The 14891-nt window shown below is 60.6% G+C and carries 11 protein-coding genes; 1 reads left to right on the forward strand and 10 read right to left on the reverse strand.

Going from position 1 to position 14891, the window contains the following annotated elements; translation table 11 throughout:
* Positions 1–188 precede the first annotated feature (188 nt).
* The 10 genes from eprS to V8J63_RS18015 all read right to left on the reverse strand — a co-directional run bounded on the left by eprS (position 189) and on the right by V8J63_RS18015 (position 14346).
* Positions 189–3134: an autotransporter serine peptidase EprS gene (eprS, locus tag V8J63_RS17970; RefSeq protein ID WP_336464439.1), complete on the reverse strand. Its 2946-nt coding sequence runs from the start codon at positions 3132–3134 to the stop codon at positions 189–191.
* 322 nt (positions 3135–3456) lie between these two features.
* Positions 3457–4827 (reverse strand): TolC family outer membrane protein, encoded by a 1371-nt coding sequence (locus tag V8J63_RS17975; RefSeq protein WP_024013060.1) that lies wholly within the window; start codon positions 4825–4827, stop codon positions 3457–3459.
* A gap of 2 nt (positions 4828–4829) precedes the next feature.
* A complete protein-coding gene (locus tag V8J63_RS17980) occupies positions 4830–6179 on the reverse strand; it encodes an HlyD family type I secretion periplasmic adaptor subunit (protein WP_122698212.1) in 1350 nt (449 codons plus the stop codon).
* The gene (locus V8J63_RS17985) at positions 6176–7951 is read right to left on the reverse strand and encodes a type I secretion system permease/ATPase (RefSeq protein WP_336464440.1); all 1776 of its coding nucleotides are present in this window, start codon (positions 7949–7951) and stop codon (positions 6176–6178) included. Before V8J63_RS17985 ends, V8J63_RS17980 begins: the two co-directional genes overlap by 4 nt.
* 180 nt (positions 7952–8131) lie before the next feature.
* Complete coding sequence (locus V8J63_RS17990) at positions 8132–8554, reverse strand: AprI/Inh family metalloprotease inhibitor (RefSeq protein WP_197890508.1); 423 nt, start codon at positions 8552–8554, stop codon at positions 8132–8134.
* A 91-nt stretch (positions 8555–8645) separates the two neighbouring features.
* Positions 8646–10091 carry a serralysin family metalloprotease gene (locus tag V8J63_RS17995; protein ID WP_336464441.1) on the reverse strand — a complete coding sequence of 482 codons (1446 nt, stop codon included), beginning with the start codon at positions 10089–10091 and terminating at the stop codon, positions 8646–8648.
* A gap of 463 nt (positions 10092–10554) precedes the next feature.
* On the reverse strand, positions 10555–11640 hold the full coding sequence (locus tag V8J63_RS18000; RefSeq protein WP_336464442.1) for a polyamine ABC transporter substrate-binding protein: 1086 nt from the start codon (positions 11638–11640) through the stop codon (positions 10555–10557).
* Positions 11641–11695: 55 nt separating this feature from the next.
* Positions 11696–12040, reverse strand: a complete 345-nt coding sequence (locus V8J63_RS18005) for a cupin domain-containing protein (protein ID WP_336464443.1) — start codon at positions 12038–12040, stop codon at positions 11696–11698.
* A 31-nt stretch (positions 12041–12071) separates the two neighbouring features.
* Positions 12072–13478, reverse strand: coding sequence for an NAD(P)/FAD-dependent oxidoreductase (locus tag V8J63_RS18010; RefSeq protein ID WP_336464444.1), 1407 nt, complete (start codon positions 13476–13478; stop codon positions 12072–12074).
* A gap of 52 nt (positions 13479–13530) precedes the next feature.
* Complete coding sequence (locus tag V8J63_RS18015) at positions 13531–14346, reverse strand: helix-turn-helix domain-containing protein (RefSeq protein WP_122611328.1); 816 nt, start codon at positions 14344–14346, stop codon at positions 13531–13533.
* A gap of 265 nt (positions 14347–14611) precedes the next feature.
* Between V8J63_RS18015 and V8J63_RS18020 the strand changes: the two genes are divergently transcribed.
* Positions 14612–14884, forward strand: a complete 273-nt coding sequence (locus tag V8J63_RS18020; protein WP_038862172.1) for a DUF1652 domain-containing protein — start codon at positions 14612–14614, stop codon at positions 14882–14884.
* Positions 14885–14891 lie beyond the last annotated feature (7 nt).

Raw genomic sequence — 14891 nt, forward strand, 5'->3', positions numbered from 1 at the left:
ATTCGCTTGCCTTGATCGTTCCCACGCTCTGCGTGGGAATGCCTCTAGGGACGCTCCGCGTTCCAATGGGACGCAGAGCGTCCCGGGCTGCATTCCTTTGCTGCGCGTGGGAACGATCAACACAGGTTTTGCGACTGCTGCGCAGTCGGGGATAAATCCCCTCGCCACAGGGGCTCAAACACATGCAATCAGAACTGCCAGTTCAGGCTCAGGCCAACGCCATGCAGCTTCTCGCGGCTGGCCAGTTGGCCGTTGTAATCGAGGTTGACCCGCACGTCCTTGCTCAAGGCCAGACTGGCCTGCACGCCGACCAGTGCGGCATCACGTACCAGCGCCGAACTCTCCACTGAGTACGGCGTGCCGCCGCTGGCAAAACGCAAATGCTGCTCTGATTCGATATCGCTGAGGCTGTGCTGCCAGCCGAGACGCGCGCTGACGTCCAGCGCTTGCTGGCTGGAAAGGTGGAAGGTTTTGCTCGCCCGCACGCCCAAGGTGCTCAACACCGCATCGCGCTGATCGCCCGAGCTTTTCAGCGCAGCGGCATCGCCCTTCTCGGTAAAGCCTTCGGTGTCGAGATGCAGGTAGGTCAGGTTGGCGAACGGTTCCAGCGCCAACGCTTGCAACTGCAAGCGATACGCCGCCTCGGCAAAGACTTGGGTGGTGGTCGCATCGAGCTTGGCTTTCTGCTTGGCGCTGACCTCGTCGTATTGCAGATCGCGCTTCACATCGCCGCGATGCCAGCTGTACGCCGCGCCAGTGCTCAAGCGCCAGGCGCCGAGATCGTGCCCGGCGTAAGCACCGAGGTGGTAGCTGTCGACTTTTGCCGAGGAATGCGTGCCCGAGCCCATGCTCAAGGAGCTGTCGCTATAACCGGTGACCAGACCGATGCGGGTCTGCTCATCGAACGCGCCGTCGACGCCCGCCAGAAGGCCGCCGATCGAGGTGTTGTAGCCGGCCGTGTCGTGGCCCGAATCGGTGCTGCCCCAAGCGCCGAGAGCCTTGATCCAGCCGTTGCTGCGGGTCGCCGAGTCATCGTGCAGCCGCTCGCCGAGCGCATCACGCAACTGGCGGCTGTCGGTGATCAGCATTGTCCCCAGCGCTGGATAAATCTCGCCGCTCAGTTGCTGGAAGGCTTGCTGCGCCGAGGCTTGAGTCGGTGCACGAAGCACGCTTTCGTAAACCGAATTGCCGGCGCCCAGACCTTCGACTGCCGCCGCCACCGAACGCTGGTTCGGCGTTTGCCCAACGCTGGCGAAGCTTGTGGCATTGCGCTGGATATTCAGCTGAATGCCGCTTGCGGCGTAGTCGAGGGCGCCGCCGATGAACAGGTAGTTCGGCACCACCGCAGCGAACTGTCCCTGCACGCCGCCTGCCGCTTGCAGGATGTCGTACTGGCGGCCGAGCAGGCTTTGCGCTTCGGCGCTGCTGAGCAAGGTCGGACTGTTTTCCAGCGCCAGGCTGACGCTGGCGCCGCTGACGGTTGCCGTGCCGCCGGCAACGATGCGGTCGCTGCTGGTGGGCGATAGCTCGACGGCGTAAGTCGAGCCTGGGGCGAGTGTCACATCACCAGCGACGTTCAAGGTGCCGATGGAATTGCCCGGTGCAACCCGGCCGCCGCTGTTGGCGGTCAACGCACCGATGCTACCCGAGCCGCCGAGGGTGCCGCTGTCGTTGACGGTGACCGCTGAGGTCAGCGAACCGTTGACCGTCAGCAGACCGCCGTTGACGGTAGTCGGACCGCGATAGGTGTTTGCGCCACTGAGCAGCAATTGCCCGGCGCCGGACTTGATCAGGCTGCCCTCGTACACCCGGTTCGCCGCTGCCGCATCACGCAACATGCCGACGGCGTAATCGGTCTGCTCCTGCTGACTGGCGCTGGCCGGCACACCGTTCTGCCAGCCTTTGTCCTGCAGGGTTTGCTGCCAGTCGCTGTGCTCGGCGAGGTCTTCGTTTTGACGCTGGAGCAGCGCCTTGTCGGAGATGTCATTGCTCCAGACATCGCGCTGCCCTGCCCCCAGATTCGCGTCGAACGCACCGAGCAATTGCCCCGGCCCGCGCATTGCCCGGTTGAGGTTGGCGACGCCCCAACCGACGCGCTCGTTCGGTGCGTCTGTGACCGAGCCATCGAGTTGCGTAGCGGTGGTCAGCAGCACCTCGAGCGCCTGCTGGTTGGTCATGTACGGATAACGCTCCATCACCAGCGCCAAGGCGCCAGTCGCATGCGGTGCCGCCATCGAGGTACCGGACTTGATCGCATAACCGCCGCCGGGAATGGTGCTGTCGATCTTCGCCCCCGGCGTGGTGATGCACCAGTATTTGGCGATGCCGCACTGGTTGTACTTCTGCTGATTGCTCTGATCGAGCCCGGACACCGCCAGCCAGTGACCTTCCAGATCCGGCTGAAAGTACGGCAGCGCCGAGCGTACGCTGGCGTTCGGGTAACCGCTGTTGCCGGCGCTGAACACATTGATCACACCGCGCCGCGAAACGTCGGCAGCGGCGTCGAGCCAGGTGCCCTTGTTCCAGTGCTGCGCGTAGGCGGCGTGCAGATCTGCGAGAGTGCGGTAACTGACATCCGGCGGCTGACTGCCCCAACTGTTATTGATCGCCCGCACGCCGGCGTCGGCAAGGCTGTCGTAGACCGCTTTGAAATAACGCGGATCAGGGCTGGGGCCGAAGAGGAAACTGTCGTTCTTGTTGGTGTTGCCGACGTAGATCTGCGCGTTGTACGCCACCCCGTGCATGCCGCTGCCATCACGGGCAGCGCCCATGGTCCCGACCACGTGGGTGCCGTGGGAATCGTTGTTCGGGTTGAGCGTGCCGTCGACGTTGAACGCTGAGCCATCGACGTAGCTGCCGCTGGCGGTTACCGGGTGATAACGGTCGGCGGAGAATTCCGGGTGGGCGGCATCGAAACCGGAATCGAGCGCGCCGATTTTCACGCCCTTGCCGGTGATGCCGGCAGCGTAGGCCTGATCGGCCTGCATGCGCTCCAGGCCCCAGTCACGCAGGAACTCGGCGCTGCGCCAACTGGCCGGATTGCCGGGCTGGCCGGTTTCCAGGTATTGCGCCTGCGTTGCCGAGGTCACCAGCAACAGCGTGCCGAGCGAAATCGGTTTGATGCGTACGTCCATGGTCATCACTCTCGTTTTTGTTGTTTTGTTCAGGGCTCAATTGCGGTGTCGCCTGTTCCCCTCACCCCAGCCCTCTCCCCGAGGAGAGGGAGCCGATTTGTGTTGATGTCAAAACCTGCGTCCAGCTCGGTGGTTCAGGTCGATGCAGCTATCGCAGGCCACTCGATCAGCCCTCTCCCTGTGGGAGAGGGCGCCGACCGTGTTGTCTTCAGTCATTCAGCGACCTGAGAAAAACAGTCGATTACGGATTCAGCACAGCTCGTTCAAGTCGGTGCATCTCGCCAATCTCCCCGGATCGGTCCCCTCTCCCTCTGGGAGAGGGTTAGGGTGAGGGCTGTTGCGCGACCACAAATGCTTCGTCCACCCGCGCCAGATCCTGCTCATTCAGCGTCCCGGCGTAGTAATGCAATTTGGTCCAGGCCATCAGGTAGTCGTAGCGCGCCTGGGCCAGGTCGCGGCGGGTGGTGAACAGTTGCTGCTCGGCATTCAACGCATCGAGATTGGTGCGTTCGCCGCCCAGAATGCTTTGTCGGGTCGAGACCACCAGCGCCTCGGCCGACTTCAGGGCCTTCTGATAAGCGCGCAATTTGCTCACTCCGGACAGGCAGGCGCTGAACTGGCGGCGCAGTTCGATCAAGGTTTCGCGGGTTTTGCCATCCAGTTCGTATTCGGCCTGTTCCATGGTGCGGCTGGCCTGCCGTGTGGAGGCCGATACCCCGCCGCCGGCGTACAGCGGCACGCTGACTTCCAGGCCGATGGTGTTGGTTTCGTAGCGCTGGTTATAGGTGTTGCCGCTTTCGGACTCGTTGTCGCGCATCGAGGCGTAGGCGCTTACTTTCGGCAGATGCCCGGCGCGGTTGCGCTCGACTTCGTAGCGCGCCACTTCCACGGCCTGACGCTGCGAAGCGAGGTTCGGGTTGTTGCTTATCGCCAGTTCATGCCAGGTGTCGAAGTTGGCCGGTTGCAGGGTGAAGGTCTGGAATTGCTGACCAAGCGGCGCCAGATCGCCGATATCCACCGCCGGCACGCCCACCAGCGCGCCCAGCTCGCGCAAAGCGGCATCCTGCTCGTTGCGCGCTTCGATCTCCTCGGCAGTCGCCAGTTCATAGCGCGACTCGGCTTCGAGAATATCGGTGCGCGTGCCCTCGCCCTGCTTGAACATGTGTTCGTTCTGCTGGAACTGCTGTTCGTAGGCCTTCTTCTTCGCCTGGGCGATGTCGATCTGGTCCTGGGCGAACAAGGCTTTGGTGTAGTTATCCAGCACTCGCACCAACAGTTCCTGACTCTTGCCGCGAAAGGCTTCGTCGGCGAACAACGACTGCGCCACACCTTTGCGATACGCCGCATAAGCCTCGTAATCGAGCAGCGGTTGCTGCACCGTGAGCGCCGAGCCGTAACTGTTGTAGTTGCGCTCATCAGTTCGATTGCGCGCACGATCATCCAGAGACGTCGCCTTGGACGAGTTGCGGCCCTTGTTGTAGGTGTAACCGATCCGAGGCAGCAGCCCGGCGCGGCCAATCACGCGGTTTTCCAGGCCGGCATCGCGCTCCTTGATCGCCCCCAGGAACACCGGATCATTGCGCAATGCCTGTTCGTAAATCTCGAATGGCCCCATGGCCGCGACTGCCGAGTGACTCGCGAGCAGCGTCATTGCGGCCCCCAGCATGCAAAGCTTTTTCATACAGCCGAACATCCTTATTCCTCGGTCAACGCAGAACCGGCGCGATCAAGCAGCGGTTTGAACAGGTAGTTGAGGAGTGAACGCTCACCGGTGCGCACGAACATTTCCGCCGGCATGCCGGGCTTGATCACCAGACCGTTGAGCTTTTCCATCGCCTGATCACTGACGCTGCTGCGCAACACGTAATACGGCACGCCGGTTTTCTCATCGACCATCTGGTCGGCGGAGATCAGGCTGACTTCGCCGGGCACGCGCGGGGTTTTGCTCTGGTTGAACGCGGTAAACAGAATGTCCACCGGCAAATGCGTGCCGACCTTGTCGATCAGGTTGATCGGCAAGTGCCCTTCCACTTCCAGGGTGGTGCCTTGCGGAACGATCTCCAGCAGGGTTTCGCCCTGACGCACCACAGCGCCTTCGGTGTGCACGCCGAGGTTGACTGCCACGCCATCGGCGGTGGCGAGGATCTCGCTGTGTTGCAGATCGAAACCGGCGGAGGTCAGCTGTTCGGACAGCGTCACGCTTTTCAGCTGCGCGTCGGCCAGTTGCGTACGCACTTCCTTCTGGTATTCCTCGCCGTGCTGCTGCAACTTCAGGCGCGATTCAAGGATGCCCTGCTCCACGCGCCCGCTTTCACCGGTGTTTTCCGCCAGCTGCTGCTGCACCTGCGACAGTTGCCGCTGGTAGTCCATCAAACGGTTGCGCGGGATGTAGCCGTTGTCGGCCAGCGGTTGCAGGTTGCTCAGTTGCTGTTGCAAAGAGCTGGCCTGGGCATTGAGGTCGCTGCGGGCGCGGCGCATGCCGGCCAGTTGCGCAGTGGCGCCTTCGATATTGGCGCGCAGTGCCGCTTGTTCCCGGGAGAACGCTTCGCGGCGGCTGCTGAACAGTTGCCGCTGGCCTTCCAGCACCAGCGCTAGGCGCGGGTCCGGGTCGTTGCTCAATTCAGGCGGAAAGGTCACTTGTTTGAGGTTGTCGCGCTCGGCCTGCCAGCGCGCGAGGCTGGCCCAGGCCATGCGGTACTGCGCCTGCAGCGATTGCACGTCGGCAGCCACTTGCGTCTGATCGAGGCGGAACAGTGGCTGGCCCTGCTTCACGATCTGGCCTTCGCGCACCAGAATACGGCTGACCACGCCACTGCTCATCGACTGCACAGCCTTGCGCTTGCCCGAGACCACCACCGTGCCCTGCACCGGAATGCCCTGATCCAGCGGCGCCAGTGCCGCCCAAGTGAAGAAACTGCCAGCGCCGACGATGGCCAGGATCCAGCCCAGGCGCGCGAAGAATTTCGCATCGCGTTCCGGGCGCTCGGTGAGGTAGGCGTGTTCCATGTTCGCTTCGTTTTCAGTGTTCATGCTGGCGCTGCTCATACACCCGAATTCCTTGTCGTGGGCTGATACTGCCGGCTCATGCTGAGCCCGCCCGGTGCTTGTGCGGCTTTTTCGCGTTGCTGTTCCTGCTGACCGGAAAGTGCTTTGAGCACATCCTGACTCGGGCCGAACGCCTGCAAACGACCATCGTTGAGCACGAGCAATTTGTCAGCCTGAGCCAGCACCGAAGAACGGTGCGTGACCAGAATCACCGTGGTGCCTTGCGCCTTGAGTTGCGCAATGGCGCTGGCCAATGCCGCTTCGCCGACGGTGTCGAGGTTGGAATTGGGTTCATCGAGCACCACCAGACTCGGCGTGCCGTACAGCGCACGGGCCAGGGCGACGCGCTGTTTCTGGCCACCGGACAAGCCGCTGCCGTCCTCGCCCAGTTGCGTGTCGTAGCCTTGCGGCAAGCGCAGGATCATTTCGTGAACGCCGGCCTGTTGCGCGGCAGCTACGACTTTTTGCGGAACGGCTTCGCTGAAGCGCGCAATGTTCTCGGCGATGCTGCCGCTGAACAGCTCGATGTCTTGCGGCAGGTAACCGATGTAAGGACCAAGCTGATCGCGGTTCCAGCGATGAATATCAGCGCCGTCGAGGCGCACGGTGCCGCCCAGCACCGGCCACACGCCGACCAGCACTCGAGCCAGCGTCGATTTGCCGGAACCGGAAGCGCCGAGCACACCCAGCACTTCACCAGCACTCAGATTGAAATTGACCATGTGCAAAGTGGCTGCACGCTGCCCGGGCGGGCCGGCGCTGACTTGTTCGAAGGTGATCTGGCCTTTCGGTGCCGGCAGTGCCATCGCCTCGTCGCTGGGTGGAAACGCCTGCAACAGCGCATCGAGACGGCGGTAAGCCAGCTTCGCCCCGCTCCACTGTTTCCAAACGGCGATAAGCTGATCGATCGGGCTCAGCACGCGGCCCATCAGGATCGAACCGGCGATCATCATCCCCGCCGTCATGTCGCCCTTGATCACCAGCAACGCGCCCAGGCCCAGCACCAGGGATTGCAGACACAGGCGCAGGGTCTTGCTCAGCGAACTGATCACCGCCCCGGTGTCGCTGGCCTGGTTCTGCAAGCCGAGAAAGCGCGAATGCACCCCGAACCAGCGCTTGCGCAGCGAGCCGAGCATGCCCATCGCCTGAATGGTTTCGGCGTTGTGCAAGTGGCTGGTGGCCAACTGGCTGGACTGCTGGGAAAAACCGGCGGCTTCGCCCAGCGGTTTTTTGGTCATGTATTCGTTGAGGCAGGCCAGTGCGATCAGCAGCAACGCGCCCGCCGTCGCCAACACGCCGAGCCAGACGTTGAACAGGTAGATGACAAACAGATAAACCGGGAACCACGGCGCATCGAAGAAGGCGAACAGCGCCGGGCCGGTGACGAACTGGCGAATGTGGGTCAGGTCGCCCAGCGACTGCCCGGCGTTGCCTTCGCCCTTGAACAGGTTGCGCTCGAACGCGGCCTGATAGACGCGCAGATTGAAGCGACGCTCCAGCTGGCTGCCGATGCGGATGACGATAAAGCTGCGGATCACTTCCAGCAGCCCGATAAAGGCGAAGAAACCGACCACCATCAACGACAGCATTGCCAGGGTGGTTTCGTTCTGTGACGACAGCACCCGGTCGTAAACTTGCAGCATGTAGATGGACGGCACCAGCATCAACACGTTGATCAGCGCGGTGAAACAACCGACGCTGATCAGAATGCTTTTATAGTCGCCCAATGCCTTGATTAACGGAGCGGTGGCAGGAGACTTCGCCATCTTCATTGATTCTTCCTGAATTCATGCCTCGTCATTACCGGACGAGCATTCCATTGATATTCCGCCTGCCTGCCAAAGATGACTTGCAAGTAGCGCTTACAATTTCATAACAACTTGACCCGATGCCGCGCTTATAACGCACGACCACTGGCTTATATCAACTTTCTTTCACTCGACAACCATTGCCTACTGCGCTGCGCGCTCTAACGTAATAAGCAGTCCGGCGCTCAAGGCCTTTGTATAAATGCCATCACGCTGGCGGCTGAAGAAGGCGATCCTCGAACCTTCCTTGCCGGTGATGGAAATGCCATCGGGCTCTGGAAACCAGCCGATTGGCGCTTCGCCCAACCACGCGGCCAGACATTCAGTGCCCTCGCCCAAGGTCTGGTTCGGCGCAAGCTCGACCAGGCAAGTGTTCGAGGGCTTGTCTTGCAGCGACCGCGTTTCGGGTGTGTCGCTGTGACCGGTCAAAGTGGCCTGCCAGCGCCCGGCGAATGCCGAGGGTTCTTCGAGTCTGAGGCTGCTTGCCATGCTTGTCGCTCCGGTCATCATCAGCGTGACTGCCATCAGCCATGCCATCGTCGTGTCAGTTAAAACGTATCGAGTCATAGGAAACTTCACTTCCGCTCGTAGCCTTGCTCGGCGATCAGGCCGATGCAAGCGAAGAAAGCGACGCACGAGGCGCCGCTTTCCTCTCACATCACGCGACGATGTCGCTGGTCGCTGCCTGGCCCACGGTGCTGACGATAAAGTCAGCCACGCCATGCCCGGAGAAATCCACCGACAACAGGCTGTTGCCACCCGACGAGGTCAACACTGCGTCGCCGGCCGAACCGGTGAAGCTGTTGACGAAGTGCAGGCCCGCGCCGTTGGTGATGCCGGTCAGGTCGATTTTGTCCAGACCGCTGACGAAATCGAGAATCTGATCGATCGCCCCCGGCTTGGAGTCCGAACTGGCGGCGAACACGAAAGTGTCCGAACCGGCGCCGCCCCACAGTTTGTCGGCACCGCCAGCGCCGTACAGGATGTCGTTGCCGGCACCACCCTTCAGTTCGTTGGCCACGCTGTTACCGATCAACAGATCGCTGCCCGAACCACCAATCGCGTTCTCGATGACTGCGCCCTTGGCGATCGACACGTTGCCGACCATGCCGCCAACGTCGGAGAACGAAGCGCTATTGAGGTTGATCTTCTGGTTCTGGGTGAAACCGGAGAAATCCAGGGTGTCCTTGCCGCCGGCATCCCAGACCGAGAACACCACTTTGTCGCTCGACGACGAAGCGCTGAGGAAGTCGCGACCGGTATTGGAGTTGAAGCCGTAGGTGGTGTCGCCGGTGCGGGTCGTGGTGTTGGCGCCGTAGAGCTTCTGGATTGCGGCGATGTCATCCATCAGCGGGCCGGACGAATAGGCTTCGACGCCGGCCTTGCTGAAGTTCTGGTTGGTGTTGCTCTCGCTCCAGTAACTCATGACGCTGTAGCCACGGGTGTCCTGGCCATAAGTCGCATCGGTGTAGGTCGGGTTGCCGTTGCCGGCGTTGTAGTCGCCGGGGTGCGCAAGGCCAAGGGTATGGCCGATTTCGTGGGTCAGGGTCTGACGACCGTAGTTGTTCAGTTCCGGGTTCTTGTTCTGCGTGTAACCGCTGTTGATCAAGTACCACGAGGTGCCGTCATAACCAGCGCCGGTTCCCGGCAGATAGGCAAACGCCGCAGCGCCATCCTGGCCACCGCTGTAGTTACCGAAGGTCATGTGCCCGTCGCCGCCCGAGGCTCTCTCGGTGAAGGTGACATTGGCCACGTCGGCCCAGGACTGCATGGCGAGCTTGGCCTGCGCCTGCTGCTGTGCGCTGAACTGACTGAACCCGCTGATGCCGTGCTTGTTCATCGTGCTGTTCGAGGCCGAGGTCAGGAACGTGTAGGTCAGTTCGATCTTGCCGCTGCCGTCCTTGTCCTGGTAGGCAGCGCCGTCACGCAGCAGTTGCGTAGCCGCCTGGTCGACGGTGTACGAGGGTTTGCCATTGACCGTGAGGTTGCCGCCGCGGTCGTACTGATGGCTGAAGCTATTGATCTGGTTGTACGCCGAGCTGAAGGCAGCCAGCTGGAAAGCTTGTTCGGCGGAATCAACAGCATTGGTTTTAACTTTCGACATAAACACACTTCCTTGTTTAGCAATGGAACAGTTTTTGTCCGACAGGACGATCTTTGGCGAGATCGTCCTATCACTCGCCCAATGGAGGCGTAACGAACCTGACACAATTGGAAATCTGTCGTAAAGAGTTTTTTTGCGATCCAATTTGGCTATATCAGGAAACTGCCGTAAACAAAGCGCGCGGGGAGGAAAGATTGTTTTTAGTTGCGATGAGGGTGGAAATTGTCTGACGATTTTCTATTTAAATATTAAATATCGCTAAGTTTGAATTTGTTGGGCAAGTCACACTTTCCGTCAGCGGTGCCAGTGCTTTGATATCAACTATCCTGATTCATTGAATAACGAATGTGGGAGCGAGCCTGCTCGCGAAGACGCCAAGCCAGTCAACATAAGTGTCGAATGACAAACCGCTTCGCGAGCTGGCTCGCTCCCACAGGGGTCTTGTATGTTGGCCTGAAAAAACTCAGCTACCGGTGCGAATCTTGTTCCAAACCCGTGTCCGGATCCGGTCGATATTCAGCGGCATCGCTTCCAGCGCGAACAGCTTGTCCATCATTTCCGGGCTCGGGTAAACCTTGGTGTCGTTCTTGATCGCCGGGTCGATCAGTTTGTCGGCTTGTTCGTTGCCATTGGCGTAATGCACGTAATTGGTGATGCCGGCCATGACATCGGGGCGCAGCAGGTAATTCATGAAGGCGTAGCCGGCCTTTTCGTCTGGTGCGTCGGCGGGCATGGCGACCATGTCGAACCAGATCGCCGCGCCCTCCTTGGGAATCGCATAACCGATCTCGACGCCGTTCTTGGCTTCCTTGGCGCGGTTCTCCGCTTGCAGGATGTCGCCGGAAAAGCCCACCGCTACGCAGATGTCGCCGTTGGCCAGGTCACTGGTGTACTTCGAAGAATGGAAGTAGCTGACATAGGGCCGCACTTTCATCAACAGGGCTTCGGCTTTTTTGTAGTCTTCGGGATTTTTGCTGTGGTGCGGCAGGCCCAGATAGTTGAGCGCCGCCGGGAGCAGTTCCGGGCCGTTGTCGAGGATCGCCACGCCGCATTTTTGCAGCTTTTCCATGTATTCGGGCTTGAAGATCAGGTCCCAGGAATCCACCGGCGCGTTGTCGCCCAGCACCGCTTTGACCTTGGCGATGTTGTAGCCGATGCCAGTGCTGCCCCACAGATAAGGGAAACCGTGCTCGTTGTTCGGGTCGTTGGTCTGCAAGGCTTTGAGCAGCGCCGGGTTTAGATTCTTCCAGTTCGGCAACTGACTCTTGTCGAGTTTCTTCAGCGCCCCACCCTGAATCTGCCGCGCCATGAAGTGGTTCGACGGAAAAACCACGTCGTAACCGGATTTGCCGGTCATCAACTTGCCGTCGAGGGTTTCGTTGCTGTCGTAGACGTCATAGGTGACGCCGATGCCCGTGTCTTTCTGAAAATTCTTCGTGGTGTCCGGGGCGATGTAGTCGGACCAGTTGTAGACCTTGACCGTCTCGGCTGCATGACTGACGGAAGCGGCCAGCAGCAGCGGCGCCAATGCGAGGGTTTTCTGGATCATGGGGCGATTCCTGTATGGGCTTTTTTTGTTGGCAGGCAATCAAAGGATCAAACAATCAGAAAATCAGCACGTAGCTCTTGCGCACGGTTTCCTGGATATCCCAGGTCCCGAGCGTGTTGGCTGGCAACATCAGTGCGTCGCCGCCTTGTATGTGCAGGGTTTCGCCGCCACCGTCGGGGGTGAAGGTGCAGCGCCCGGAAATGAAATGGCAGAACTCCTGCGCGGTGATCTGCCGCCGCCAGCGGCCCGGGGTGCATTCCCAGACGCCGGTTTCGACACCGTCGTCGCGCTCGACACTGGTGGTCGAGGCAATTGCGACGGGTTCGCCGAGGGGCACGGCGACCGGGTTGGATTCTTCGAGCTCAAGCGTGGCGGTGTTCTTGAATTGGGTGATGCTCATGGCGTGACCTGTTTATTGAGGGAAACGGCGTTCAGTGCATGAAACCTTCCATGAACCCGGCGACTTGGCTGGCGAGCTTGCGCCGCCAGGGCGCGGTCGCGGGATTGGCCAGGGTCTGGTCTTCGTGCACGAAACTTTTGATGATCGCGTTGTAGCCGAGCCAGCGGCATGGCTCTGGCTCCCAGGCACGCAGCGCATGAATGCCACCGTCGGGCAGGACCCACGGTTGTTGGGTCAGCTCGCTGTCGCGCTCAAGAATCAGATCGGCCAGCGTCCGGCCGCCGAGATTGCTGGCACCGACGCCCTCGCCGCCATAACCGCCCGATAGCGTGATGCCGTTGGCGCGGTCGCAAAGCATGTGCGGCTTGAAATGCCGCGACATGCCAAGGTTGCCGCCCCAGGCGTGGGTGATCTGCACATTTTTCAGCTGCGGGAACAGTTCGCCGAACAGATAGCGGCGCAACTCGACTTCATCGCGGGTGAGGTTGAAGTCATGGCGCAGCTTGCCGGCGAACTGATACCCGCCACGGGCGCCGAAGATCAGACGATTGTCGGCACTGCGCTGGCCGTAGGTGACCTGGCGGCTGAATTCACTGAAGGCCTGGCCGCGATTGAGGCCGATTTCGTCCCAGGTCGCAGCGGACAGCGGCTCGGTGGCGACAATCAGGCTTTGCACCGGCAATTGATAACGGCCAAGTGGCGGCAAGGTCACCGAATAACCTTCCACCGCCGGGACGATCCAACGGCTGCGCACGCTGGCCTTGGCGGTACGCAGACTGCCGGGTTGCCAGTGGGTGACCGGGCTGTTTTCGTAGATTTTCACGCCCATGTTCTGCACGGTCCGCGCCAGACCACGGACCAGTTTCGCTGGGTGAATGGTCGCGACATGGGGGGCGAAGATGCCGCCGTAGGGCTTGGCCACGCGGATCTGCTGGGCCAGCTGCTCGGGACTGAGCCAGCGGTAGTCGTTATCGGTAAGGCCTTGGGCGTGCAGCTTGCTCAGGTAATCGCGCAGAACGGTTTCCTGCTCTGGGTAGCGCGCGGCACAATAAAGCACCCCGCCCTTACGGTAATCGCAGTCGATGCCTTCGCGTTCGAGGACGATCTCCACTTCATCGGGGATGCTGTGCAGCAGATCGAACGACGCCCTGCGCTGCTGCGGCGATAAGCCTGCGAGCAAACGATCCTCGCCCAGCAAATTACCCATCAGCCAGCCGCCATTGCGTCCGGACGCACCGAACCCGGCGGTTTGCGCCTCGACGATGGCGATATCCAGGCCGGGCGCCTGTTTTTTCAGGTAGTACGCCGTCCACAGTCCGGTGTAACCGGCGCCGATGATGGCCACGTCGACATCCAGGTCACGCTCAAGCGCAGGCCGCGCCAGCAGCGGTTCATCGAGCTGATCCATCCACAAACTGATCGTGCGCCACGCCGACATGCCAGACTCCGCCACTGAAAACCTTCGATGGCGTCGATCCTAGTGGCTGCCTTCAGTGGATGTCTTGCGCGCGTGCCCGCAGAGAAATTTGTTTGGCGTAGGCCTTGGGCGACTGGCCGGTGTGTTCGCGAAAGCATTTATAGAACGCTGACAACGAATTGAAGCCGGCGGCAAACGCCAGCTCGTCGACGCGCAACGGCGGCGTGGCGCTGTCCAGCGCACGCAGCAAATGCTGCAGGCGCGCCTGATTGACGTAGCGATAAAAGCTTTGCCCGAGCACCTGATTGAGCAGATAGGAGATCTGATTACGGCTGTACCCGCACTCCTTCGCCACCCGTTGCAGGTCAAGCTCAGGGTCCAGATAGGGCTGCTGCTTTTCGAAATACTGCTGCAGGTCTTCGGCCATGAAACTCAGCTGCCGCGGTGACAGACCCAGCCGACTGACCGCCGGACGCTGACTCTGTGCCGAACTGCCGTCGGCTTGAGTACGCACCAGCGAGGCGTACTCGTTGACGCGCCAGATCAAGCCGTCCTTGACCGTGATCGCTTCGCTGGAGCGAAACGACACCAGGCCGTCGCCGCCACGCAAAGTCACCTCGTACTGAATGAACGCGGTGTTGCCATCCACCCGGATTCGGTCGCAATGTTCGAGCAGTTCGTCGGATTCTCGCGGCATGCTCACGCGCACGTATTCGCGTAACTCATCCAGACCGAGCACCCGGTTCTGAAAGAAATCGTTGTACTGGATATCGGCGTGATACAGCGCCATGACGCTGTCCAGATCCCGGTGTTTCCAGCTCAGGTGATAGCGCATGACCGTGGCGGCCGTGGCCTGGGTCTGTTCTGGGCCGTCGTCATCGGCGTGCATAAGCGGCTCGGCGAAAAAGAACCGAGCTTGCCCAACTTCCTCTGCCGCTTCAATGAAAAATCCATGGTGGCGTTTTGGCGATAATCGATCAGCCAGTGACTTACATCAAAAAATGCGAATCAATCGCTAAACGGACTGAAAAAACTCACAGTTTTTTCACACACGGATGCTACTTTTAAAGCTCAAGCACTGGTTGAGCCAATGAAGGCTCTTCCCACCTAACATGAGCAAAAGGAAGCGCTCGATGAAGCAGGCGGGCAACACCATGAATAAAGGGTTCAGCAAAGTCACCTTTCCAAACGCTTGCCAGCTGATGCGCTGGCATTTTCATCCCATGGGTTTCGAGGCGACGATGGATGCGCCGGGCAGCATGATCGCCCGTCTTTTCGATCGGGCCAGCGGCGAAACCATGATCGCCATCGCTGGCATTCCCTGCGCAACGGTGATGAACGCGGCGGACGTCGAGCGCATGATCGAAGCCATCGAGGATGAGCTGGAAGCCTTCACTCCTCCGGAATCTCTCAAGAACTACGCATAAACACCTG

Origin of the sequence: Pseudomonas sp. CCNWLW23, assembly GCF_037095675.1 — a bacterium.
In the GTDB taxonomy this organism is placed as follows: Bacteria; Pseudomonadota; Gammaproteobacteria; order Pseudomonadales; family Pseudomonadaceae; genus Aquipseudomonas; species Aquipseudomonas atacamensis.